General features: G+C 61.4%; 21 protein-coding genes. 6 read left to right on the top strand and 15 right to left on the bottom strand.

Annotated features, from left to right (window positions below):
* Window positions 1-8: 8 nt before the first annotated feature.
* The 4 genes from gyrA to gluQRS all read left to right on the top strand — a co-directional run bounded on the left by gyrA (window position 9) and on the right by gluQRS (window position 5,774).
* Complete coding sequence (gene gyrA, locus KVU_RS05380; RefSeq protein WP_014537740.1) at window positions 9-2,744, top strand: DNA gyrase subunit A; 2,736 nt, start codon at window positions 9-11, stop codon at window positions 2,742-2,744.
* 143 nt (window positions 2,745-2,887) lie between these two features.
* Window positions 2,888-3,571, top strand: coding sequence for a hypothetical protein (locus KVU_RS05385; protein WP_013384327.1), 684 nt, complete (start codon window positions 2,888-2,890; stop codon window positions 3,569-3,571).
* A gap of 32 nt (window positions 3,572-3,603) precedes the next feature.
* Window positions 3,604-4,941: a methylenetetrahydrofolate--tRNA-(uracil(54)-C(5))-methyltransferase (FADH(2)-oxidizing) TrmFO gene (trmFO, locus tag KVU_RS05390; RefSeq protein ID WP_013384328.1), complete on the top strand. Its 1,338-nt coding sequence runs from the start codon at window positions 3,604-3,606 to the stop codon at window positions 4,939-4,941.
* Complete coding sequence (gluQRS, locus tag KVU_RS05395) at window positions 4,923-5,774, top strand: tRNA glutamyl-Q(34) synthetase GluQRS (protein WP_060486256.1); 852 nt, start codon at window positions 4,923-4,925, stop codon at window positions 5,772-5,774. The genes trmFO and gluQRS overlap by 19 nt, the downstream gene beginning before the upstream one ends.
* Here gluQRS and hisI read toward each other — a convergent pair.
* Window positions 5,755-6,114 (bottom strand): phosphoribosyl-AMP cyclohydrolase, encoded by a 360-nt coding sequence (hisI, locus tag KVU_RS05400; protein WP_013384330.1) that lies wholly within the window; start codon window positions 6,112-6,114, stop codon window positions 5,755-5,757. The two genes, gluQRS and hisI, sit on opposite strands and share 20 nt — an antisense overlap.
* Window positions 6,115-6,163: 49 nt before the next feature.
* Between hisI and KVU_RS05405 the strand changes: the two genes are divergently transcribed.
* The gene (locus tag KVU_RS05405; RefSeq protein WP_013384331.1) at window positions 6,164-6,601 is read left to right on the top strand and encodes an iron-sulfur cluster assembly scaffold protein; all 438 of its coding nucleotides are present in this window, start codon (window positions 6,164-6,166) and stop codon (window positions 6,599-6,601) included.
* 102 nt (window positions 6,602-6,703) lie between these two features.
* Here the strand turns inward: KVU_RS05405 and KVU_RS16360 are convergent, their stop codons facing one another.
* The 5 genes from KVU_RS16360 to sciP all read right to left on the bottom strand — a co-directional run bounded on the left by KVU_RS16360 (window position 6,704) and on the right by sciP (window position 12,426).
* On the bottom strand, window positions 6,704-6,826 hold the full coding sequence (locus tag KVU_RS16360) for a hypothetical protein (RefSeq protein WP_013384332.1): 123 nt from the start codon (window positions 6,824-6,826) through the stop codon (window positions 6,704-6,706).
* Window positions 6,827-6,929: 103 nt separating this feature from the next.
* Complete coding sequence (recG, locus tag KVU_RS05410; protein WP_014537742.1) at window positions 6,930-9,026, bottom strand: ATP-dependent DNA helicase RecG; 2,097 nt, start codon at window positions 9,024-9,026, stop codon at window positions 6,930-6,932.
* The gene (gene ligA, locus KVU_RS05415) at window positions 9,019-11,253 is read right to left on the bottom strand and encodes an NAD-dependent DNA ligase LigA (RefSeq protein WP_014537743.1); all 2,235 of its coding nucleotides are present in this window, start codon (window positions 11,251-11,253) and stop codon (window positions 9,019-9,021) included. Before ligA ends, recG begins: the two co-directional genes overlap by 8 nt.
* Window positions 11,254-11,337: 84 nt before the next feature.
* Complete coding sequence (gene ctrA, locus KVU_RS05420; RefSeq protein ID WP_013384333.1) at window positions 11,338-12,054, bottom strand: response regulator transcription factor CtrA; 717 nt, start codon at window positions 12,052-12,054, stop codon at window positions 11,338-11,340.
* Window positions 12,055-12,147: 93 nt separating this feature from the next.
* Window positions 12,148-12,426 carry a CtrA inhibitor SciP gene (gene sciP, locus KVU_RS05425; protein ID WP_013384334.1) on the bottom strand — a complete coding sequence of 93 codons (279 nt, stop codon included), beginning with the start codon at window positions 12,424-12,426 and terminating at the stop codon, window positions 12,148-12,150.
* 153 nt (window positions 12,427-12,579) lie between these two features.
* Here sciP and mnmA point away from each other — a divergent pair, with 153 nt between their 5' ends.
* Window positions 12,580-13,719 carry a tRNA 2-thiouridine(34) synthase MnmA gene (mnmA, locus tag KVU_RS05430; protein WP_013384335.1) on the top strand — a complete coding sequence of 380 codons (1,140 nt, stop codon included), beginning with the start codon at window positions 12,580-12,582 and terminating at the stop codon, window positions 13,717-13,719.
* Here mnmA and lpxB read toward each other — a convergent pair.
* From lpxB to KVU_RS05475, 9 genes are all read right to left on the bottom strand, one after another.
* The gene (lpxB, locus tag KVU_RS05435; protein ID WP_013384336.1) at window positions 13,716-14,834 is read right to left on the bottom strand and encodes a lipid-A-disaccharide synthase; all 1,119 of its coding nucleotides are present in this window, start codon (window positions 14,832-14,834) and stop codon (window positions 13,716-13,718) included. The two genes, mnmA and lpxB, sit on opposite strands and share 4 nt — an antisense overlap.
* Window positions 14,834-15,619, bottom strand: coding sequence for a UDP-2,3-diacylglucosamine diphosphatase LpxI domain-containing protein (gene lpxI / locus KVU_RS05440; RefSeq protein ID WP_013384337.1), 786 nt, complete (start codon window positions 15,617-15,619; stop codon window positions 14,834-14,836). Before lpxI ends, lpxB begins: the two co-directional genes overlap by 1 nt.
* Window positions 15,616-16,401: an acyl-ACP--UDP-N-acetylglucosamine O-acyltransferase gene (gene lpxA / locus KVU_RS05445; protein ID WP_013384338.1), complete on the bottom strand. Its 786-nt coding sequence runs from the start codon at window positions 16,399-16,401 to the stop codon at window positions 15,616-15,618. The genes lpxI and lpxA overlap by 4 nt, the downstream gene beginning before the upstream one ends.
* Window position 16,402: 1 nt before the next feature.
* Window positions 16,403-16,897 carry a 3-hydroxyacyl-ACP dehydratase FabZ gene (fabZ, locus tag KVU_RS05450; RefSeq protein ID WP_013384339.1) on the bottom strand — a complete coding sequence of 165 codons (495 nt, stop codon included), beginning with the start codon at window positions 16,895-16,897 and terminating at the stop codon, window positions 16,403-16,405.
* A 66-nt stretch (window positions 16,898-16,963) separates the two neighbouring features.
* On the bottom strand, window positions 16,964-17,539 hold the full coding sequence (locus KVU_RS05455) for an OmpH/Skp family outer membrane protein (protein ID WP_014537746.1): 576 nt from the start codon (window positions 17,537-17,539) through the stop codon (window positions 16,964-16,966).
* Window positions 17,540-17,579: 40 nt separating this feature from the next.
* Complete coding sequence (gene bamA, locus KVU_RS05460) at window positions 17,580-19,886, bottom strand: outer membrane protein assembly factor BamA (RefSeq protein WP_014537747.1); 2,307 nt, start codon at window positions 19,884-19,886, stop codon at window positions 17,580-17,582.
* Window positions 19,887-20,003: 117 nt separating this feature from the next.
* Entirely contained in the window at window positions 20,004-21,332 is a 1,329-nt protein-coding gene (rseP, locus tag KVU_RS05465) for an RIP metalloprotease RseP (protein ID WP_013384342.1), read from the bottom strand.
* A gap of 3 nt (window positions 21,333-21,335) precedes the next feature.
* Window positions 21,336-22,496, bottom strand: a complete 1,161-nt coding sequence (gene dxr / locus KVU_RS05470; protein ID WP_014537748.1) for a 1-deoxy-D-xylulose-5-phosphate reductoisomerase — start codon at window positions 22,494-22,496, stop codon at window positions 21,336-21,338.
* The gene (locus KVU_RS05475) at window positions 22,489-23,310 is read right to left on the bottom strand and encodes a phosphatidate cytidylyltransferase (protein ID WP_013384344.1); all 822 of its coding nucleotides are present in this window, start codon (window positions 23,308-23,310) and stop codon (window positions 22,489-22,491) included. Before KVU_RS05475 ends, dxr begins: the two co-directional genes overlap by 8 nt.
* Window positions 23,311-23,315: the final 5 nt, after the last annotated feature.

Raw genomic sequence — 23,315 nt, forward strand, 5'->3', positions numbered from 1 at the left:
CACCCGACGTGAGCGATACCCCCGACCTTCCCGAGACCGACGCGGAAAAGACGCCCGAGCGCCCGATCCACGCCGGTCCGACCATCTCGATCGCCCAAGAAATGCGCACCGCCTATCTCGATTATGCCATGAGCGTGATCGTCTCGCGTGCCATTCCTGATCTGCGTGACGGGCTGAAACCGGTGCACCGGCGGATCCTGTTTGCAATGAACGAGTCGGGGAATACCCACGACAAAGCCTTCCGCAAATCGGCCCGTGCGGTCGGTGACACGATGGGTAAATACCACCCGCATGGCGATAGCTCGATCTACGATGCTTTGGCCCGGATGGCGCAAGATTTCTCGATGTCGCTGCAACTGATCGAGGGTCAGGGCAACTTCGGCTCGATGGATGGCGATAGCCCTGCCGCGATGCGCTATACCGAGGCGCGCCTTGCGAAGGTCGCGTCCTTTATGCTGGCCGATATCGACAAAGACACCGTCGATTTCCAAGACAACTATGACGGCAAGGACAAAGAGCCGACCGTCCTGCCCGCGCGCTTCCCCAATATGCTGGTGAACGGCGCAGGCGGTATCGCGGTGGGTATGGCGACGAATATTCCGCCGCATAACCTTGGCGAAGTGATTGATGCGACGATTGCGCTGATCAAGAACCCCGACCTGACATCCGAAGATCTGATGCAATACGTGCCTGCCCCGGATTTTCCGACGGGTGGCATGATCCTGGGCCGTTCGGGCGCGCGCAAAGCCTATCTTGAGGGTCGCGGCTCGATCCTGATGCGCGCGCGCAGCCATGTCGAGGAAATCCGCAAAGACCGTTACGCGATCATCGTCGATGACGTGCCCTATCAGGTGAACAAGTCGAATATGATCGACAAGATCGCCGAAGCGGTGCGCGACAAACGGATCGAGGGGATCGCCCATATTCAGGACGAATCCGACCGCAATGGCGTGCGCGTCGTGATCGAGCTGAAGCGCGATGCGACCGCAGATGTCGTGTTGAACCAGCTCTATCGCTTTAGCCCGATGCAGATCTCGTTCGGGGCGAATATGCTGGCGCTAAACGGCGGACGCCCCGAGACGCTGACGCTTTATCGCTTTTTGCAATGTTTCATCGACTTCCGCGAAGAAGTCGTCGCCCGCCGCACCGCGTTCGAGCTGCGCAAAGCACGCGAGCGCAGCCATATCCTGTGCGGTCTGGCGGTTGCTGTCTCGAACGTGGATGAGGTTGTGGCAACGATCCGCGCCTCTGCCGATGCCGCCGAGGCGCGCGAAAAGCTGATGACGCGCCGCTGGCCCGCGATGGATATCGCGGAATATATCAAGCTGATCGACGATCCGTCGCATACGATGAACGACGACGGCACATACAACCTGTCGGATCTGCAAGCCCGCGCCATTTTGGAGCTGCGCCTGCAACGCCTGACCCAGATCGGCGTCAAGGAAGTCACCGACGAGCTGCAGGAACTGGCCGCGAAAATCCGCGACTATCTGGACATCCTGTCCTCGCGCGAGCGCATCCTTGCGATTATCGAGGGTGAGCTGACCGAAGTGCGCGACCAATTCGCCGTGCCGCGCCGCACCGAGATTGCGGATTGGGCCGGTGATCTGGACGACGAAGACCTGATCGAGCGCGAAGACATGGTCGTGACCGTGACCTCGGGCGGCTATATCAAGCGCACCGCTTTGGCCGAATTCCGGTCGCAAAAACGCGGTGGCAAGGGCCTGTCGTCCATGCAGACCAAGGACGAGGATGTGGTTACGGCGCTGTTCGTCGCCAATACCCACACTCAACTGCTGTTCTTCACGACCGACGGCATGGTCTATAAGCTGAAATGCTGGCGCCTGCCGCTGGCAGCACGCACCGCGCGCGGCAAGGCGATTGTGAACATTCTGCCGATCCCGCAGGGCGTCACCATCGCCGCCATCATGCCCGTCGACCGCCCCGATAGCGAATGGGACGAGCTGCAAGCCGTCTTTGCGACCTCGGACGGTGATGTGCGCCGTAACGCGCTGTCGGACTTCACCAATGTGATGCGCAACGGCAAGATCGCGATGAAACTGCCCGAGGGTGTCAGCCTGGTCGATGTGAAAATCGCGTCCGAGGATGACGACGTGCTGCTGGTCACCAATTCTGGCCGCGCGATCCGCTTCCAGACGACCGATGTGCGCGTGTTCAAGGGCCGCGATTCAACCGGCGTGCGCGGCATCCGCCTGCAAGGCGACGATCGCGTGGTGTCGATGGACATCATCAAGCATTTCGAGGCCGATCCGGCCGAGCGTGCCGCCTATCTGAAAATGCGCCGTGCGATCGAGGGCGTGCTAGAGGAGGCCGAGACCGACGAGGACGAGGTCGAAGCCGGGGCGATCACCCAAGAGCGCTATGCCGAAATGTCCGCCTTCGAGAACCTGATCCTGACCATCACGCGTTCGGGTGCGGGCAAGCTGTCCTCGAGCCACGATTACCCGGTGCGCGGACGCGGCGGCATGGGCGTACGCGCCATGGATGCTGCGATGCGCGGCGGCGATCTGGTCGCGGCCTTCCCGGTCGAGATGGACGATCAGGTCATGCTGGTGACCTCGACCGGACAGTCGATCCGTGTGCCGGTCAAAGGTATCTCGTTCCGCTCGCGCGGCGCGGGCGGTGTGCGGGTGTTCAACACCGGCACGGATGAGCATGTCGTCTCGGTCGCCCGCATTGCCGAGGCTGGCGGCGATGAAGACGATGCGATCACCGAAGAGTGATCGCACCAGTTCAGCCAAATATGCAAGGGGCCGCCAATGCGCGGCCCCTTGCCATATCTGCACCCCGCGCAATCAAGGCTTGCATGCCTGTGCCCCGTTCCGCATTGTAGCGGCAAAATAAAAACCACAATCGGGCAGTCATCATGAAAAAGATCGCACTCGCGCTGGCTCTGGCCGCGCCCCTTCCCGCATTCGCACAACAATTTACCGGCGCCGAGCTGTCTGCTGAACTCAGCTACACCACCGGCAGCGACGTTTTTGGCGCGACCTCTTATACCGGCGCGATGGAATTCCAGGTCGCTGGGCCCTTTAGCGTGGCGGGTGATTTCTCGTTCAACGGCTATCGCGCGATTGATTCCAATGCGCGCAACTTTACCGTCCACGGCATCTATGACACGGGCTATGACATAATGGGCGGCGTTTTCGTCGGCTTTGACAGCTTTGATTCCAGCGACAGCACCGTTTACGGCGTTGAGGGCAAGTTCAACATGGCCGGTGCCTCGCTGCAGGGCTTTCTGGGCTATGCCGAGGGTGACCGCGACATCAAAATGTTCGGATTTGACGGTGATTTCAGCATCAGCCCAGAGATCGCTGTGACCGGTATCGCGGCCTATGGCACGCGTGACGACGATGATCTGGCCCGCGTCGGCTTTGGCGGTAAATATCGCTTTGCCCAAGGGCCCGTCGCCTATGGCGAAATCGGCCGTATTTCCAACGATGACGGCAGCGAAAACTATCTGACCGTCGGTGCGCGCGTGGCCCTTGGCTATACGCCCGGCACCAGCTTTAGCCGTCGCGGCATCGCCGACATTTTCCGCGGCTATTGACGATTGCCCATGGCCCTGCGATCAGCAGGGCCATGGATAAGATTCTTCATATCGTCGGCGGCGGAATGGCCGGATCAGAGGCAGCCTGGCAGGCGGCCAATGCAGGCATTCGCGTCGTTATTCACGAAATGCGCCCCAGCGTGGGTACATTCGCCCACCGCACCGGCAATCTGGCCGAGATGGTCTGCTCGAACTCGTTCCGCTCGGACGATGACGAACAAAACGCCGTCGGATTGCTGCATTGGGAAATGCGTCGGGCCAATGGCCTGATCATGGAAACCGCCGGTCGCCACCGCCTGCCCGCAGGCGGCGCATTGGCCGTTGACCGCGATCCCTTTTCGCAAGACATCACCGACCGCCTGCGCGCGCATCCCTTGATCGAGGTCAGCGGCGAGGAAGTGACCGAGCTGCCCGATCAGGGCCAGTGGATCATCGCGACCGGCCCGCTGACCTCTGGCAAGCTGGCCGAGGCGATCCGCGCTGAAACCGGTGCCGACAGCCTTGCCTTTTTCGACGCCATCGCGCCCATCGTCTATGCCGAAAGCATCGACATGTCGGTCGCGTGGAAGCAGTCGCGCTATGACAAGGGCGAGACCGAGGCCGAGCGCACCGCCTATATCAACTGCCCGATGACGCGCGAGCAGTATGAAGCCTTTATCGACGCGCTGCTCGAAGCCGACAAAACCATCTTCCACGAGGGCGAAACCGCCGGCTATTTCGACGGCTGCCTGCCGATCGAGGTAATGGCCGAACGCGGGCGCGAGACGCTGCGCCACGGGCCGATGAAGCCCGTCGGGCTGACCAATGCGCATAACCCGACCGAGAAAGCCTATGCGGTGGTGCAACTGCGTCAGGATAATGCGCTGGGGACGCTGTATAATATCGTAGGTTTCCAGACCAAGATGAAATACGGCGCGCAAACCAATGTTTTCAAAATGATCCCCGGTTTGCACGATGCCAGCTTTGCCCGACTGGGCGGCATTCACCGCAATACGTTTATCAATTCGCCGACGCTGCTGGACGGGCAAATGCGCCTGAAATCGCGTCCGAATATCCGCTTTGCAGGTCAAATTACGGGTGTCGAGGGCTATGTTGAATCCTCGGCCATGGGCCTTTTGGCCGCGCGTCTGGCGGTGGCCGAGATGCAGGGGCGCGAGCTGGCACCGGTGCCGCAAACCACCGCCATGGGCGCGCTGGTCACCCATATTACTGGCGGCGCGGATGCCAAAAGCTTCCAGCCGATGAATGTGAACTTTGGCCTGTTCCCCCCGATTGACGCCAAAGGCGGCCGTCGCGGTCGCGCGACGCGGTACAAGGCCTATACCGACCGCGCAAAGGCCGATTGGCTGGCATGGCTGGAACAGGCATAAGAACCCGCTTCGCGCCATCGCCCACGGGGCCGTTGCATCTGGGCCATGCCTATGCAGCGGCCGTCGCGCATCACTTGGCGCGGGCGGCGGGCGGGGAATTCCTGCTGCGGATCGAGGATATCGACCACAGCCGCGCCCGCCGGGCATGGGAAGACGCGATCTACGATGATCTGAACTGGCTGGGTCTGCACTGGGACGGCGCGGTGATGCGTCAATCGGATCGCGCCCCTGCTTATCGTGCCGCGCTGCAGCAGCTTTGGGATAACGGCCTGCTTTATCCCTGCACCTGCAATCGCCGCGATATCGAGGCGGCGGCCAGCGCTCCGCAAGAAGGCGTGCCGCATTTTGGCCCCGACGGGCTGATCTATCCCGGCACCTGTCGCCACAAGCCGCGCCCCGCTGCAATGCCCATGGACCTGCCGTTGCGGCTGGATATGGAACGCGCGGCCATCGCGACCTGTTTCGTCGAACAAGATCGCCATGTGTATACATCGGTGCAGGATTACATCACAGGTGTCGGCGATATCATCCTGTCGCGGCGCGGCATGGGCACCAGCTATCATCTGTCGGTGGTGGTGGATGACGCGGAGCAGGAGATCACGCTGGTGACGCGCGGCGCCGATCTGTTCGATGCGACGGCGATCCATGTGCTGCTGCAGCACCTACTGGATCTGCCGACGCCCGCCTATCACCATCACGACCTGATCCGCGACGAAAGCGGCAAACGCCTTGCGAAACGCGACGATGCCCGCGCGATTGCGGCCTATCGCGCCGAGGGCGCAACCCCGGCGCAGGTTTTTGCCATGATCGGCATTACGCCATCGGCTGCATAATCTCGACCAGGTCATCACCGCGAATGGCGGTGTAAAAACAGCTACGGCGGTTGGTATGACAGGCGGGCCCATGCTGATGCACCACCGCCAGCAGCGCATCACTGTCGCAATCATAGCGCAGCTCAATCAATTGCTGCGTATGGCCCGAGGTCTCGCCCTTGATCCAGAAATCCTGACGCGAGCGCGACCAATAGGTCACCTTCCCGGTCTCGAGCGTGCGTGTGACAGCGGCGGCATTCATCCAGGCCAGCATCAAAACCTCGCCCGTCGCCTGTTCCTGCGCGATGACGGGGATCAGGCCGTCGGCGTTGTAATTCAATTGTGATGGATCAAAGGGCATATCCGTTCCTTGGCTTTGTCCAGCGCGTCAGCTAGCAAGGACCTATCGCATGAAAGCCGGTAAAGCGCAAAGCATGTCCGAAATCTCGCTCGCTCAGATCTATTCAACCGCAGTGCTGACCGCTGCGGCGGATATTCCGCGCCTTGGGCAATTGCCCGCTGCGATGGCCAGCGCCAGCGCGCGCGCGCCGATCTGCGGATCGCGGATCTTTGTGACGATGAATCTTGCGGACGGACGTATCACAGATTTCGCCCAGCACGTGCAGGCCTGCGCCCTGGGACAAGCCAGTGCCAGCCTGTTCGCCGATCGGGTGATCGGCCTTTCGCGCATAGATGTGGCCGCCATGCGCGCACATATGCAGGCGATGCTGACGCAAGGCGCGCCCTATCCCGCGTTTGATATCCTGCGCCCCGCCGCCAGTTTGCGCGAACGCCACGGTGCGATGCTGCTGGTCTTTGATGCGACACTTGCGGCGTTTGACGCCTAAAAATGCCGCCACGCGTGCCGCGCGGCGGCAGTTGATCCGGCCTGGGACGGGAGACTTTGTTTCAGCGGCAATCTGAAACCGAGCCGGATAGCGGAAACAAAACTAGAACATCGCGGGCAAAAAAAGCGCGCCGACAAAGATGATCCCGATGCAGATCACGCCCAGCGTGTCTGCAATCAGGGCGCGCGGCGAGTATAGGATAACGGATTTGACATATGCGGCCATTGGAACCCCCAAGTTCTGCAAAAATCGTTTCCTATTTGTTCCAAATTTCACCCCTCAAGTAAAGAACATATTAAGAACGAAAAGAACAAAATGAGATTCACGCCTAACCGACTGAAATCAAACGGAACGCTACGTCACGTTCCATCAGCCACAGCAGCACACGCGCCGCCTGCCCGCGCGGACTGGTCAGATTCGGGTCGCTATTAAGCAGGTTGCGGGCGTCGCTTTGCGCGATTTGCATCAGTTTCGGCTGCCGTTCCAGATCAGCGATTCGGAAACGCGGCAGGCCCGATTGCGCCGTGCCAATGACATCGCCCGCACCGCGGATCGCCATATCCTCCTCGGCGATCCGAAAGCCGTCTTCGGTTTCGCGCATGATATCCAGGCGGCGGCGACCACTGTCGGACAAAGGGGCCTGATACAGCAGAAGGCAACTGGATTTCGCGCTGCCCCGCCCGACGCGGCCACGCAACTGGTGCAACTGCGCAAGGCCGAAAGCCTCGGCGCGCTCGATCACCATGATCGAGGCATTGGGCACGTTCACCCCGACCTCAATCACCGTGGTCGCGACCAGCAGGCGGGTCTCGCCTGCCTCGAACGCGGCCATGGCGCGATCTTTGTCGGCGGGCGGCATCTGGCCATGCACCATGCCGACCACCCCGTCACCAAGGCGGGCACGCAATTGGGCAAAGCGCGCCTCGGTCGCGGTCAGGTCGCTGACCTCGCTTTCATCCACCAGCGGACAGACCCAATAGGCCTGTTGCCCGGCGGCCAGCGCGCGCTGGAGATGACCTATGACCTCATCCAAGCGGCGGTTATCGACCAGCGCGGTCTGCACTGGCTGCCGCCCTGCCGGCTTTTCATCCAGCACCGACAGATCCATATCGCCATATTGCGCCAGCGCCAGCGAGCGCGGGATCGGCGTGGCTGTCATCACCAGCACATCCGCCGCGCCCTTGGACGACAGCTCTAGCCGTTGCGCGACGCCAAAGCGGTGCTGCTCGTCCACAATGGCAAGACGCAGATCATGGAACACCACATCAGGCTGGAACAATGCGTGGGTGCCCAGCAAAATATCGATCTGCCCCGCCGCCAGATCGTCCAGCAAGGCCTGCCGTGCGCGCCCTTTGTCGCGGCCGGTCAGCAAGGCGACGCGCACGCCGACAGCCTCAGCCAGCGGCGCAAGGCTTTGGTAATGCTGGCGCGCAAGGATCTCGGTCGGGGCCATCATCGCCGCTTGCCCGCCCGCCTCGACCACAGTCAACATCGCACCCAGCGCGACCAGCGTTTTGCCCGCGCCCACATCGCCTTGCAGCAAGCGGTTCATGCGCAACGGTTGGGCCATATCGGCGCGGATCTCGGCCAGCGCACGGGTCTGCGCGCCGGTTGGCTGATAGGGCAGCGCCGCCAGCACGCACGACCACAGGCGATTATCGCCCGACGTCGCCACACCCGCCTGCTTGCGCCGCCGCGCGCGCGCCATAGCCAGCGTCAACTGATGGGCGAACAGCTCATCATAGGCCAGCCGCTGCCGCGCAGGGCTGTGCGGGTCGATATCGCTATAGCCTTGCGGGTGATGCGCGCGATGCAGACTATCCGACCAATCAGGCCAGCCTTCGCGATGCACAAGCGCGGGGTCGATCCATTCCACCACCTGTGGCACCCGCGCCAACGCCGAGGTTGCGGCCCGTGCCATCACCTTTTGGCTGACGCCGCCATGCAGCGGATAAACCGGTTCAAAATCAGGCAATTGCCCCGCGTCATCCACCCCAAGCATATGATCGGGATGAACCATCTGCGCGCCATTATCAAAGCTTTCGGCCTTGCCCGAGACGATGCGCTGGCTGCCGACCGGCAGTTGCTTTTCCAGATAGTCACCGCGCGCGTGGAAAAACACCAGCGTGACCAGATCGTCACCCGCCCGCGTCATCACACGATACGGACGGCCCTTGGCATTGGGCGGCTGATGCGACAGCACGGTCACGCGCAAGGTGATGACGCCGGGCAACTGCACCCCCGCCAGATCATCGCGCAAACGGCGGTCGACGACCGATTGCGGCAGCGTAAACAGCAGATCGCGCACCTTTTCAATCGCGGGGGCCATCGCAACCGCCGTCTTTGGCCCAATCCCATCCAGCTTTTCGACCGAGGCAAACAGCGGCCAAAGCACTTCGGGGCGCAGAGGCGTGCGATCAGTCATTGCGACCGATCAGACTCAGCCATTCGTCCTCGGTCAGGCTGGTGATGCCCAAAGCGGTCGCCTGCTTTAGCTTGCTGCCGGCGCCGGGGCCCGCGACGAGAAAATCGGTCTTGGCGCTGACCGATCCCGCGACCTTCGCGCCAAGGGATTCCGCTGTCGCCTTGGCCTCGGCCCGCGTCATTTTCTCTAGCGTGCCGGTGAAGACGATGGTTTTCCCCGCCACAGGGCTGTCACCCACCGCAGGCGGCGCGGCGTCTTCGATGGAGAGCTCGGCCGCAAGTCGGTCAAAAATCGCACGCTCGATCGGATTGTTGAACGCCGACATCAGCGAGCCTGCCAGCGTGCCCCCGACCCCATCGACCGAGGTCAGATCCTGCCAGACGGCGTAAGCCTCGGGAAACGGCGCCCAAACGCGGTCGTTATTCGCCTTGGACGTCGTCAGATCATCCAGAATATGCGGATCAAACGGCGTGCTGAGTTTTGTATGAAGGTTGGCCCAACTGCCATAATGCGCCGCGATCAGCGCGGCGCCCGTCTCGCCCAAATGACGGATACCAAGGGCGAATAGCAGCTTTTGCAGCGGGATCTTGCGTTTATCTTTAATGGCTTGAAACAGTTTACTGGCGCTGCGTTCACCAAAGCCATCGCGGTTCTTCAGCTTGGTCAGGTTCGCGCCGTCGCGGGCGGCCAGTGTGAAAATATCGGCAGGTTCGCGGATCGCCAGATCGCGGTCGTGAAAGAACATCTCGATCTGCTTCGCGCCCAGACCTTCGATATCAAAGGCCGCGCGGCTGACAAAATGTTTCAGTTTTTCAACTGCCTGCGCCGGGCACGCAAGGCCGCCGGTGCAGCGATGCACCGCGTCCCCCTCCTCGCGCACCACCGGCGAGCCACATTCGGGGCATTCAGTCGGAAAAACAAATGGCAACGCATCGGGCGCACGGCGCGACAGGTCAACATCGCGCAGCTTTGGGATCACATCGCCCGCGCGATACACCTCGACCCAATCGCCGATACGAAAATCTTTACCCTCGCGGATCGGCTGGCCGTCGCGGCCAAGCGCGGCGATGTAATCGGCGTTGTGCAGCGTCGCCGACTGCACCACGACGCCGCCCACCGTCACAGGATGCAGCTTTGCCACGGGCGACAGCGCCCCCGTGCGACCGACCTGAATGTCGATGCCGATCAGCTGCGTCCAGGCCAGTTCCGCCGGAAACTTATGCGCCAGGGCCCATCGCGGCGTGGTCGAACGGAACCCAAGCCGTTCTTGCAGCGCGAGGTCGTCGACCTTATACACCACGCCGTCAATGTCATAGCCCAGCACGGCGCGCTCGGCCCCGATACTGTCGTAAACGGCAATCATCTCGTCCAATGTGGTGCAGCGGCGCATACGGGCGTTGATGCTGAACCCCATCGCACCCAGACGTTCGACCGCGCCGAATTGAGTCGCCGCCAGCGGTTCGCTAAGCTCACCCCACGCATAGGCAAAGAAATGCAAACGGCGGGTTTTCGTAATATTCGCATCAAGTTGCCGCAAAGATCCGGCAGCCGCGTTGCGGGGATTGGCGAATGTTTTGCTGCCCGCCGCCTCCATCCGTGCGTTCAACTGTTGGAAATCCGCCTCGGCCATATAGACCTCGCCGCGCACTTCCAGCACCGCGGGTGCATCTGCGATGTGATGCGGGATATCGGCAATGGTACGGGCATTCGCGGTGACATTCTCGCCCATCTCACCATCGCCGCGCGTCGCCGCATAGACCAGCGTACCGCCTTCATAGCGCAAGGACAGTGACAGGCCGTCGATCTTCGGCTCGGCCGTAAAGGCGAGCGGTGTATCATCTGCGATGTTCAAAAAGCGGCGGACACGGCTGTTGAATTCGGCGATATCCTCGAGCGTAAAACCATTCTCGAGGCTGAGCATCCGCACGCGATGACGGATCTTTGAAAAGCCATCGGCAGGCGCGGCGCCGACCTGATCGCTGGCGCTATCGGCACGCTTTAGATCGCTGAACTTTCCCTCGAGTGCGGTATTATAACGCTTGAGCGCATCATAGGTCGCATCCGTCAAATCGGGCGCGTCATTCTGGTGATAGGCGGTGTTCGCATCGGACAAAAGCGCCGCAAGCTGGTCCAAAACAGCCGCGGCATCCGCATGTTCAACCTGTTCAACCGGCTGATCCAGCAGAAGCTGGGCCTGTGCCTCGGGCGTCATATTGGATGTCGACATGGCCTATTCCCTTGGCTTAGCAGCGGTTTGCCAACAAATAATCTGGCAAAGCCGCTGCGTCCAGTGGAACAGCCGGAGGTGACGTCAGGCCCCGACGGCCATCCGTTCCGGATGAGCGGCACGCCCCTCGGGATCGCGCAGCACATAGCCACGGCCCCAAACGGTTTCGATATGGTTATCGCCGCCCGTTGCGACTGAAAGCTTCTTGCGCAACTTACAGATGAACACGTCGATAATCTTCAGCTCGGGCTCGTCCATGCCGCCGTAAAGATGGTTCAAGAACATCTCTTTCGTCAGCGTGGTGCCCTTGCGCAGGCTAAGCAGTTCCAGCATCTGATATTCTTTGCCGGTCAGATGCACAGGCGCGCCTTCGACATCGACGGTCTTGGTGTCCAGATTGACGGCGATCCGGCCGGTGTTGATGACCGACTGCGCATGCCCCTTCGAGCGGCGGATGATCGCGTGAATACGCGCCACCAGTTCCTCGCGCTGGAACGGCTTGGTCATATAATCATCGGCGCCAAAGCCGAAGCCCTTCAATTTGCTGTCTGTATCGTCCGAGCCGGACAGAATCAAAATCGGCGTATCCACGCGCGCAAGACGCAATTGGCGCAGCACATCATGACCGGTCATATCGGGCAAATTCAGGTCAAGCAGGATCAAATCGTAATCATACAGCTTGGCCAGGTCGATGCCTTCTTCGCCCAGATCGGTCGCATAAACATTCAAATTGGCATGAGTCAGCATCATCTCGATGCTGCGCGACGTAGTCGGATCATCTTCTACAAGAAGGATGCGCATTTAAGTTCTCCACCTGTTCCAATGAGGCGACGCTAGCTTCGAATTGGTTAATCCATTGTTACCGCAACGCGTGGAAATGACAAATGTTACAACTTAAAGCTGTCTATATTTTTTCAAAGCTGTCGCACGCAGGGCAGCAGTGCCAAAATTCTCAACAGCTTTTTCCCATTCACACAATTCGTCGCTGGATAACGCATAGCGCTCCATTGCCTGTTCGCGCGAAATCAGTCCACCCCTTATCGCGTGAATCACCGCCGCTTTGCGCGAAGCGACCCAACGGCGTGTGTTCGCCGGCGGCAAATCGGCGCGCGTCATCACTGTTCCGTCAGGCAATGTCACCAGACGCGGGCCATCAACCTTATGCAAATACATGACTTTCCCCATCAAGCCGGATATTTCGCTTGTTCTGGGGCGCGCTGGATTAACGCGGCATGAAACCTGCCCTTGTAGATTCATCGCATTTTCCTATATTTTATCGCGATATCTTGGGGTATTGCGCCCCCACCATCACTCAGGACCTTTGCCATGCCCCTTGATCCCGCGCTCAATTCGCTGGGAATTGCTAAGCCCGTCGCGGAAACCCGTGTCGTCGTCGCCATGTCAGGCGGCGTCGATAGCTCTGTCGTGGCGGCCCAGCTTAAACGTGAGGGATATGATGTCGTTGGCGTGACGCTGCAGCTTTACGATCATGGCGCAGCTTTGGCCAAAAAGGGCGCCTGCTGTGCGGGCCGCGACATTCACGACGCGCGCCGCGTCGCCGAGGAAATGGGCTTTCCGCATTACGTCCTCGACTATGAAAACACCTTCCGCGAGGCGGTGATTGACGAATTCGCCGATAGCTATCTGGCGGGCGCAACACCTGTGCCCTGCATTCGCTGCAATGAGCGCGTGAAATTCAAGGACCTGCTGCAAACGGCAAAGGATCTGGACGCGGATTGCATGGCGACCGGCCATTATATCCAACGCAAAATGGGGGATTACGCGCCCGAATTGCATTCGGCGGCCGATCCCAATCGCGACCAAAGCTATTTCCTGTTCTCGACCACGCCCGAGCAATTGGCTTATCTACGATTTCCGCTAGGGCACCTAAAGTCCAAGGCCGAAACCCGCGCCCTCGCGGCCGAATTCGGCCTTGGCGTCGCGGATAAGCCCGATAGCCAAGACATCTGCTTTGTGCCCGATGGCAATTACGCGGCGGTCATCGAAAAGCTGCGCCCCGATGCGGCGCAGCCTGGCGAGATCGTCGATATGAACGGCAAAGTGCTGGGCCAGCATCCAGGCGTCATCCATTACACCGTGGGTCAGCGTCGCGGCTTGGGCGTCGGCGGTTTGGGTGAGCCCGTCTATGTGGTGCGTCTGGATGTCGATACGCGCCGCGTCATCGTCGGCCCGAAATCGGCGCTGGCCACCCGCCGCGTGCCTTTGCGCGAAGTGAACTGGCTGGGCGATGGTGCATTCACCGATATGGCCGAGCGTCATATCCGCGTCCGCGTCCGCTCGTCCCGCCCACCTGCCGAGGCGATCCTGCGCCCCCTCTCGGCCACCACGGCCGAGGTCGAGCTGCTGACCCCCGAGGAAGGTGTCTCGATCGGGCAAGCTTGCGTGTTTTACGAGACCGAAGGCAGCCGCGTCTTGGGTGGCGGTTGGATTTGGCGCGGGGTTTAACCGCGCGCCTTTTCCAATCCTTGCAAAATGGCTTTGGCGGCGCGCAGGCCTGGTGCCTCGCCGCCGCGCCCCAGACGCTCCATCGTCACGCGCATCGCATCAAGTTGCGCTTGCGGCGCGGCCAAGACCTGCGACATGGCGCGGGAAATGGGTGCGGGACGGCAATTGTCACCGATGAATTCGGGAACAGCGCGCGTGTCGCTGACAAGGTTCACCAGCGTCACCGTGTCGATCCGCATCAGCGCGCCTATCAGCTTGCGGCTGATCCAGCCCATATCATAGGCGATGACCATCGGCGTGGCGTTCGCCGCAAGTTCCAGTGACACCGTGCCGGACGCCGCAAGTGCCAGATCCGCATCGCGAAATGCCTGCGCCTTCGCTCCCGCCTCCAGCACCAGTTCCGGCTGCACAGGCCAGCTTGCCACCTTTTCGCGCACCAGATCGGCCACTGGCGCGGCCATCGGCAGGATGAAACGCGCATCCGGATGATCCGCCGCGAACAAGGCAATCGCGGCACCGAAACGCTCGGACAGGCGTTCAACTTCGCCGCGGCGCGATCCGGGCAGCACTAAAACCAGCGGGCCTGCGGGCGTCTCGCGCGGGGGAGCGATCTGCAGCGTCGCAATGGGATGGCCGACGAAATCGCAATCCATCCCCGCGGCGGTCATATAGGGCGGCTCGAACGGCAGCAGCGCCAGCACATGGTCGATGACCTTGGCCATCTTTTGCGCGCGCTTTGGCCGCCACGCCCAGACCGAGGGCGCGACATAATGCACATTGCGGATCTGCGGCGCGGCGGCACGCACGATCTTTGCCACACGCAAAGAGAAATCGGGGCTGTCGATGGTCAGCAGGATATCGGGCTGAAAGGCGATGGCGGCGGCGGCGGCCTCGCGGATACGGCGTTTCAGGTGAAAATACTTTGGCAGCACCTCGGCGATGCCCATGACGGACAGCTCGCTCATGGGAAACTGGCTTTGCAGCCCCTGCGCCTGCATCTGCGCACCGCCGATCCCGGCGAATTCAATATCGGGGCGCAGGCTGCGAAGGCCGACCATTACCGCGCCGCCCAGCATATCGCCCGAAACCTCGCCTGCGATGATGAACACCCGCATCAGCGCACCCAGAGGCTGATGCCAGCCGCATCGGCAGCCGCAATGGTCGCGGTCTGGTCAAGGATCATCACACCGCCCGCCGCAATCGCGATACAGGCGATGCCCGCCTTGGCCGCGCGCGCCACGGTATCGGGGCCAACGACAGGCAGGTCGATACGCAGGTCCTGGCCCGCTTTTGGCGCTTTGTAAAACAGCGCGCCGCCTGCGCGACCCTCCATCGTATCCAGCATGAAATCGGTGCCAAAGCTGGCCTCGATCGCCAGCACTTGGCCGCGCCGGACGACCAAAGCCTGCCCGACATCGCTGGCGGCCAGCGCGTCATGGACGGCAGCCGCACGGGTCGCATCGCCATCGGGCCGCAGCTGCACCCGGCCCAAGACGCCCGCCTTTGGCAGCAGCGCCGGTGCCAGATCATGCGCGCCGCGCACGATAAAGCCCGCGCCTTCGAACACGCCGACCACCGCGCGCAGCAGCGCGTCATCCCCCTGCGCCATTGCGGGCGCAAGGCGTGCAAGGATCGGTGCGGTTGCAGCATCAATCGCGGCGGGGTCAAAGGCGGGGCGACGGATGGCACCCGCAAGACAGACCTCGGTCACGCCTTTGGCGCGCAGATCGGCCAGCAGAGTCCCGATCTGTTCGACGCGGAACGTATGGCGCGGCAGGTCGGCCATGTCGTCAAAGGGAAAGCCCGCCATCTCGCACAGCAGGAATGGCCGATCCGCCGCCTGCAGCGCGGCAGCGAGCGCGGGCGGCAATGCGCCTGTGCCGCCAATCAGCGCGATCATGGCGCAGGCGTCAGGAACTGACGGTCGGTATCGCCCATGACAAAGGCGACGATCTTTTGCACATATTCGCTGTCATTGCCCGCGCCGATGGCCTGCACACGGTCGCGAAACGCGCCATCACCATCACGCAAAGCTTCAAAAGCGTGGCGCAAGGCATTGATATCAGCCTTAGAAACGCCATGACGTTTGAGGCCCACAAGGTTCAGACCCTCAAGTTCTGCACGCGGACCGGCGACCAAACCATAAGGGATGACGTCGCGCGTCACCATCGACAAAGCGCCGATAATCGCGCCATTTCCGATGCGCACCCATTGGTGAATACCGCTGAGGCCGCCCACGATCACATCATCGCCGATCTGGCAGTGCCCGGCCAAAGCCGATTGGTTCACGATGACCACGCGATCCCCCACAACGCAATCATGCGCCACATGGCAGCCTGCCATGAACAGACCATCATTGCCGACTGTGGTCACACCGCCACCGCCGGCGGTGCCGGTGCTCATGGTGACATGTTCGCGGATACGGTTACGCGCGCCAATGCGCAGGCGGGTTTTCTCGCCCGCGAATTTCAGATCCTGCGGATCAGTGCCCAGCGAGGCAAAGGGAAACACCACCGTGCCCTCGCCAATATGCGTATCGCCCGTGACATAGACATGGCTTTGCAGATGCACCCCAGCCGCCAGAACAACCTCGGGGCCGACATGGCAAAAGGGGCCGATCTTGCAGCCCGCGCCAATGACAGCGCCCTCTTCAACAACGGCGGAGGGGTGGATCTCGGTCATATCAGGCCTTTGCCTCGGTCATTGCGGTGAATTCGCATTCGCAGGCCAGCTCGCCATCGACGGTTGCCTCGCCGCGAAAGCGCCAGACTTTGCCGCCGGGCTTGCCGCGCAGCGTCGTGACCTTCATCCGCAATTGGTCACCGGGCACCACTTTGCGGCGGAACTTGCACTCATCAATGCCCATGAAATACACCATGATGCTATTGTCGGTCTTGCCAAGCGCGGCGCCGACCATCACGGTCGCGGTCTGGGCCATGGCCTCGACAATGGTGACGCCCGGCATGATCGGGTTGCCGGGGAAATGCCCCTGAAAATGCGGCTCGTTCATCGAGACGTTTTTGATCCCAACGGCCGAGGTCGTGCCATCAATATCAATCACCCGATCGACCAGCAGGAACGGGTAGCGATGCGGCAAGATCGACTGGATCACTTGAATATCGGCGGTCAGCAGGGTCTTTTCTGCATCCACCGGGGTCAGGGTTGAAGTATCGCTCATGATCTGGCTCCGAACCAAAAATTTCGCCCTGACTAACAACTCCTGCCCCTGCGGGCAAGGGATTGGCTAGTTACCGGACGCCGGGGCGTTCGCGCCCTGCGCAGCGTCACGGCGCGCGCGATAGCCGTCATTCACCCGTTCAATCGCCTCATCCGTCACATCGACCACACCCGCCGACAGGAAAACACTGCGTCGATCTAGGATCACCGCCGCGCCGGTTTCGGCCATCAATCCGATCAGATCCTGGGTGACCAAGACCAAAAACTGCTCGCGCCCGCGGGTCAGAATATCTTGCAGGTCTTCTTGCTTGGCGTCCTGCTCGATACGGATTTGCTGCACCTTGGCGTCGAACGCATCGGCGGCGGCACGAAAATCCGTCGGCTCCATCGCGGCGCGAGCCTCGGTCAGGCTCTGCTCCTCGGCGGTCAGATCCGCCTCGATCTGGCGGTTTTGGGCGGCCAGCGCCTCGCCTTGCCGATCATATTCGATCCGCACATCCTGCCCGAACAGCGATTCCGCATAAAGCCGTTCGGTATCCAGCGTCAGGATCGGGCTGCGCAATTGCGGCTCGACCTGCTGCGGTGCGGTTTGTGGGTTCAGGGGCTGCGCCATGGCGGGCATGGCGACACTGACCGCCGCCATACCCAATATCCCTATGCGCAGCAGACCCCGCATCGCCCGATCAGAACGCCGTCGAGACGGTCAGTTCAAAGCCGCGCGTATTGTCGTAATCCTCGACCGTGATCGGAGTCGAGAAGTTGAACCGCAGCGGCCCCAGCGGTGTGGTCCAGAACAGCGAGACCCCGGCCACGGCGCGCGCGATGGCGTCGTCCGAGATAATCGTGACACCATCGACCTGCTTGCCGACATCCCAAAGCGAGCCGTAGTCCAAAAAGGCCCCGCCCGAGATGCCATATTCCTCGGGCAGACCCAGCGGGAATTCAGCCTCAAGACGCAGGACGGCAAAGGCGTTACCGCCCAAGGGATCATCGCTATTCTCGTCACGCGGACCAATCCCGCCCGAGCGGAAGCCACGCATCACACGGCTGCCCATGAAATAGCGGTCCGTTACGCGGCTTTCGCCGTCGGAATAGTGCAGATAGCCACCTTCCAAGGTCGCACGCAGCAGAACTTCGTCGCTAAAGACGCGGGTTTGCGCCGTTGCCAGCGCAGCACTGCGAATATAGGTGGTATCGCCAAAGCCAAAGTCCTGGCTAAAGCGGAAGCCGAAAGATGTCCGCTCGTCGACGCCGTTACGACGCGAATCCCACGTATAGCTATAGCCGACCGAGTTGGACCACTGCTCACCAAGCGCCGCCTCTTCCTTGATCAGCTCGCTGGCGTCATCGTCGACGTTGAAGATATCCGTATAGGTCAGCGCATAGTTCACACCGATGCGGCCGCGTTCGCTGATCGGGAATTGCAGCGAGGGGCTAAAGCGGAAATTCGACGTGTTATAAAGGGCGTAGTCGCTTTCGGTACGGCGATAGCTAAGGTCAATGCCGCCGCGCAGATCACGGCCGAACAGCATCGGCTCGGCGAACGAGAACGACAGCACTTGGTTGGTCTCGCCGGTCGACAGGGTCAGGCCCAGCGACTGGCCACGGCCAAGGAAGTTCTGCTCTTGATAAGATGCCACCAGCGCTGCGCCATCGTCCGAGCCGAAGTTGACCCCGAAGGATGCCGACCCTGTCGGCTGCTCGACCACATCGACGTCGATCACCACCTGGTCGGGCGCGCTGCCCTGACGGGTGTTAACCTGCGCATCCGAGAAGAAGCCAAGCGCACGGATACGGGCGGCGCTTTCACGGATCGCGCGCGGGTTAAAGGGGTCGCCTTCGACCGTGCGGAATTGCGAGCGTACAACGCGGTCCAGCGTGGTCGTGTTGCCTTCGATATCAATGCGTTCGATGAACAGACGCTCGCCGCGCTCGAGGCGGTATTCAAGGTTCAGGCGCAGCGATGCGGGATCGCGCGTGATGATCGGGTTCACGCGGACAAAGTTCAGACCAAGGCGCAGCGCCTGATTCTCGATCCGCTGCACATCGGCATCGATCGAGGTCGGCGAATAGACATCACCTTGGCTGACGCGCAGGATATTTCCAAAGGCTGCGCCATCTGCCTCTGGCAAGGTCGAGGAAAGGGTCACATTGCCCATGCGATAGCGGGGGCCTTCCTCGACGTTGAACGTCACGACATAGGCGTCGCGCGCGGCGGTCAGCGCCACATCGACGTTCTGGACGCGGAAATCGGCATAGCCGCGCGACTGATAGAAGTCGGTCAGCAGGCGACGGTCGACGTTGATGCGGTCGGGCGAATAGGTGTCGCGGCCCACGATGGCGCGCAGCAGCCCCGCCTCTTTCGTATCCAGCACGCGGCGCAGACGCCCATCACCAAAGGCACTGTTGCCGACAAAGGAAATCCGCTCGATCTCAGTCACGGCGCCTTCGACGATTTCAAACACCAGATCGACGCGGTTGTCGGTGCGGTTGATAAAGCTGGGGGTGACGCTGGCGTTGATGCGGCCCTCGTTCGCATAGGCCTGAATGATGCGATTGGCATCTTCGGTTGCTTGGGTCGGGTTGAACACGCGCCGCTCGGTCGAGCTGACAAGCGTGGCCAGTTGCTCGGCCGAAATGCGGCTGTTGCCCTCGAAACTGATGCGGTTGATCGTCGGATATTCCTGCACACGCAGCACCAGCGTGCCGCCTTGCAGATCAGCATCGACGTTTTCGAACAATCCGCTGGCACGCACGGCCTGGATCGCATCGTTCAGATCAGCGGCCGAGACCGCCTGCCCGCGCTGGATCCCCAGTTGCGTCAGGATCGTGCCAGTTTCAATCCGCTGGTTGCCCTGCACCGTGATCGTATTAAACACAAAACTTTGCTGTGCGACTGAGGGCACGGCTTGCAGCGCGGCCAATAGGGCCACAAGTGCCACATTTCGCTTGAATTTCACTTGCATACGCGATATGCGGCGTCCCTTCATTCGGCCGGCGGCATTTTTGGCGCCGTTATGGTCTGCTTTGGCGTAACCGCTGGCGCGGCGCTTGTCAAAATGACGTTTAACTTTGGATACAAGATATACGGCAACACTCTGCCTATTCTACCACGAAATGAGGCGGCGGATATCAAGGCTGAGGGCAAAGACCATCAGCGTGATCACCATGGCCAGACCAATCAGCATCAAAGCCCAGGCCACACGGTCGGGCACACGGCGGCGGGTGACGGCCTCCCACAGGTAAAAAACCAGATGGCCGCCGTCCAGCATCGGCACCGGCAGCAGGTTCAAAAGGCCAATGGACGCGGATAGCAGCGCGATCCACGCGGCATATTCCAGCAGCCCTTGCTCGACCACCATGCCGGTGGACTGCGCCATGCCGACCATGCCTTGCAGATTATCCTCGGCCGAGATCACACCCGTGATCATGCTGCCAAGCGCCTCGAGAGTGCGGGTCACCAGATACCAGACGGTATCGCCCGCGCGGGCGATGGCGGGCAAGACGCCCATCGGCTCGGTCTGGAACGTATAGGGCAAGGTCGAGCTGAAGCCGACTTTCCAGTCGCGCGCATAGCCGCCTTCGGGCAGCGGCAGGTCGATCATACGGGGCAGCAATTCGCGATCAAACGTCTGGCCCGCGCGCCAGATGGTAAAGGTCACCGGCGCGCCCATCGAGGCGCTGACCCGCGAGATAACATCGCCGATCGCGGCAACAGGTGCGCCATCCACCGCCATCACCACATCGCCGATCTGCAAGCCGGCCTGATGCGCGGCAAGGTTCGGCATCAGCGATCCGACGATCGGCAATTGCGGATAAGGCCCCATCGCGTCGATCTGGCGTCCGTCCCGCTCGACCACATAGGGCAGCGGGTTTTCAACCGACAGATTTGCGACGGACACGCCCTCGTCCACCGGCTGACCCGCGATCGAGATAATCGCATCGCCCGGCTGCAGTGTGACGCCCATCGCGGGCGGCAACGGCTGCAGGCTCGCGATAGTCGGCGGCGTTGTCATGGTGCCGCTATACATAAAGATCGCGGTGTAAATCACGATACTTAGGATGAAATTGAATACTGGACCGGCCAGAACAGTGGCGATGCGTGCCCAAAGCGGCGCCCAGGTCATCGTGCGGCGCGGGTTTGGATGGCTGACACCATCCCCGCCCACCGAGGCCGCATTCGCGTCGCCCAAAAACCGCACATAGCCACCCAGAGGCAGCGCCGCGATCTGCCAGCGCGTGCCATGTTTATCGACACGCGACCACAGCACGGGGCCAAAACCGATGGAAAACACCTCGGCGTGGATACCGCTCCAGCGACCGACGATGTAATGGCCGTATTCATGGATGCCGACGATAATCGTCAGCGCCAGCAAAAAGCCCAGAACAGTCACCGGCAGATTGCCAAACTGTGGGAACATTGCGGCCATATCCATCATCTATCCTTTATATCCATCGACGCGGGCGCGCGCCTCGGCGTCCATGGCCAAGACCTGATCAAGCGATAGACTATCGCCCGCCAAAAGCCCTGCACGATCCATCTGATCCAGCACATGTTCCACCGCAGCGGCCATGTCCAGAAAAGCCAGATCACGATTGAGAAAGCGGTCAAGCGCGCGTTCCTTGGCGGCGTTGAACACAGCACCGGCATAGCCGCCCTGCGCCATCACCTGCCGCGCAAGGCGCAGCGCAGGATAGCGGTCTGGGTCAGCCGCGCGAAACGTCATCTGGCCAATTTTCACCAGATCAAGCCGCTCAACCGGCAGCGTTTTACGCGCGGGCCAGTGCAGGGCATAACCAATGGCGTGACGCATATCGGGCGGGCCGACATGGGCCATCAGCGCGCCATCCTGAAAGCCGACCAAAGCGTGGATCAGGCTTTCGGGATGGACGACAACCTCGATCTGATCGGGGCTAAGGCCAAAGAATTCGCGCGCCTCGATCATTTCCAGCGCTTTGTTGAACATCGAGGCGGAATCGATCGTGATCCGCTGCCCCATAGCCCAATTGGGATGGGTTGCCGCCTGTTCGGGGGTGGCTTGTGCCATCTCGGCCAGCGTCGCATCACGAAATGCGCCGCCCGATGCGGTGATGATGACACGCTCGACCGCGGCCAGATCCTCGCCGTGCAGCGCCTGAAAGATGGCGCTATGTTCGCTATCGACGGGGATGATCGTGGCATGATGCGCGGCCGCCCGCGCCACCACCAAGGGGCCTGCGGCAACCAATGTTTCTTTATTCGCAAGGCCGAGTGTCGCGCCCTGCCCGATAATGTTCAGCCCCGGCACCAGCCCCGCAACACCGACAATCGCAGACATTGCCCAATCGACGGGACGGGTTGCAGCCTCGGCAATGGCGGCGGCGCCTGCGGCAACATCGACGCCAGTGCCCGCCAGCGCCGCGCGCAGGTCAGGCAGCAAATCATCTTCGCAGGTGATCGCAAGTTTTGCGTGGAATTTTACAGCATCATCCGCAAGTTGCGCGATATTGCGACCGCCGGTCAGCACCTCGACCGCATAGTCGCCCGGCGCACGCGCAATCAGATCCAGCGTGCTTTGCCCCACCGACCCCGTCGCGCCGAAAATAGAAACCTTACGCAAATCCTTGTCCCTGCATCAGCGAGATGGCCAGACGGATAATCAGATACAGCGCGACGACCGCGATCATCCCGTCAATCCGGTCCAGCACGCCACCGTGTCCGGGGATCAGGTCCGAACTGTCTTTGACGCCCGTACGACGCTTGATCGCGCTTTCGACCATATCACCGATCTGCGCGGCAAAGGCCAAGATCACAGCAATCGGGATCACCGCCAGCCCAAGCCAGGGCGAGAACACCAGCCCGACTACCGCCGCGCCGACCCATCCGCCAATCGTGCCCGACCATGTTTTGCTGGGGCTGATGCGTGGCCAGAATTTTGGCCCGCCGATCATGCGGCCGCAAAAATAGCCCAGACTGTCCGAGACCACGACGACCGAGATCAGAAACAGCAGCTCGTTCACGCCATCCGCGCGCAGCGCGACCAAGCCCCATGACACAAAGACGATCAGCGTGGCATAGATCACGATCACGCGGCGCGGCAGCCCGCCTTCGACGGGACGGGTTGCGATGGCAGCCAAAACGCCGGGGGCGATTATGAACAACAGCTCTTCAAACGGGCGCAGATGGCCGAATGACCACCCCAGCGCGCCAACCAGCAGTGCGGTACCGATCGCCAGCCGCAGGCCGGTATTCTGGCGCCCGGGCTGCGCCATCAGCCACAGCTCCCACATCGCCACACCCGCAAGCGCGGCCACACCGAGCAGCAGCAGCGGCCCACCGACCCAGATCGCCACTGCGGCGCAAGCGACCATCACTGCGGCGGAAAGAACCCGCTGTCTTAAGTCATTCCACTGGCCGGATGGGCGCTGAACCATAGGGA

It is taken from the genome of Ketogulonicigenium vulgare WSH-001, assembly GCF_000223375.1.
Lineage (GTDB): Bacteria > Pseudomonadota > Alphaproteobacteria > Rhodobacterales > Rhodobacteraceae > Ketogulonicigenium > Ketogulonicigenium vulgare.

Bases quoted from the DNA above. Each gene is read 5' to 3' on its own strand.
- KVU_RS05385 (WP_013384327.1), top strand. From the start codon at position 2,888: ATGAAAAAGATCGCACTCGCGCTGGCTCTGGCCGCGCCCCTTCCCGCA.
- trmFO (WP_013384328.1), top strand. From the start codon at position 3,604: ATGGATAAGATTCTTCATATCGTCGGCGGCGGAATGGCCGGATCAGAG.
- gluQRS (WP_060486256.1), top strand. From the start codon at position 4,923: ATGGCTGGAACAGGCATAAGAACCCGCTTCGCGCCATCGCCCACGGGG.
- hisI (WP_013384330.1), bottom strand. From the start codon at position 6,114: ATGCCCTTTGATCCATCACAATTGAATTACAACGCCGACGGCCTGATC.
- KVU_RS05405 (WP_013384331.1), top strand. From the start codon at position 6,164: ATGAAAGCCGGTAAAGCGCAAAGCATGTCCGAAATCTCGCTCGCTCAG.
- KVU_RS16360 (WP_013384332.1), bottom strand. From the start codon at position 6,826: ATGGCCGCATATGTCAAATCCGTTATCCTATACTCGCCGCGCGCCCTG.
- recG (WP_014537742.1), bottom strand. From the start codon at position 9,026: ATGACTGATCGCACGCCTCTGCGCCCCGAAGTGCTTTGGCCGCTGTTT.
- ligA (WP_014537743.1), bottom strand. From the start codon at position 11,253: ATGTCGACATCCAATATGACGCCCGAGGCACAGGCCCAGCTTCTGCTG.
- ctrA (WP_013384333.1), bottom strand. From the start codon at position 12,054: ATGCGCATCCTTCTTGTAGAAGATGATCCGACTACGTCGCGCAGCATC.
- sciP (WP_013384334.1), bottom strand. From the start codon at position 12,426: ATGTATTTGCATAAGGTTGATGGCCCGCGTCTGGTGACATTGCCTGAC.
- mnmA (WP_013384335.1), top strand. From the start codon at position 12,580: ATGCCCCTTGATCCCGCGCTCAATTCGCTGGGAATTGCTAAGCCCGTC.
- lpxB (WP_013384336.1), bottom strand. From the start codon at position 14,834: ATGCGGGTGTTCATCATCGCAGGCGAGGTTTCGGGCGATATGCTGGGC.
- lpxI (WP_013384337.1), bottom strand. From the start codon at position 15,619: ATGATCGCGCTGATTGGCGGCACAGGCGCATTGCCGCCCGCGCTCGCT.
- lpxA (WP_013384338.1), bottom strand. From the start codon at position 16,401: ATGACCGAGATCCACCCCTCCGCCGTTGTTGAAGAGGGCGCTGTCATT.
- fabZ (WP_013384339.1), bottom strand. From the start codon at position 16,897: ATGAGCGATACTTCAACCCTGACCCCGGTGGATGCAGAAAAGACCCTG.
- KVU_RS05455 (WP_014537746.1), bottom strand. From the start codon at position 17,539: ATGGCGGCGGTCAGTGTCGCCATGCCCGCCATGGCGCAGCCCCTGAAC.
- bamA (WP_014537747.1), bottom strand. From the start codon at position 19,886: ATGAAGGGACGCCGCATATCGCGTATGCAAGTGAAATTCAAGCGAAAT.
- rseP (WP_013384342.1), bottom strand. From the start codon at position 21,332: ATGGATATGGCCGCAATGTTCCCACAGTTTGGCAATCTGCCGGTGACT.
- KVU_RS05475 (WP_013384344.1), bottom strand. From the start codon at position 23,310: ATGGTTCAGCGCCCATCCGGCCAGTGGAATGACTTAAGACAGCGGGTT.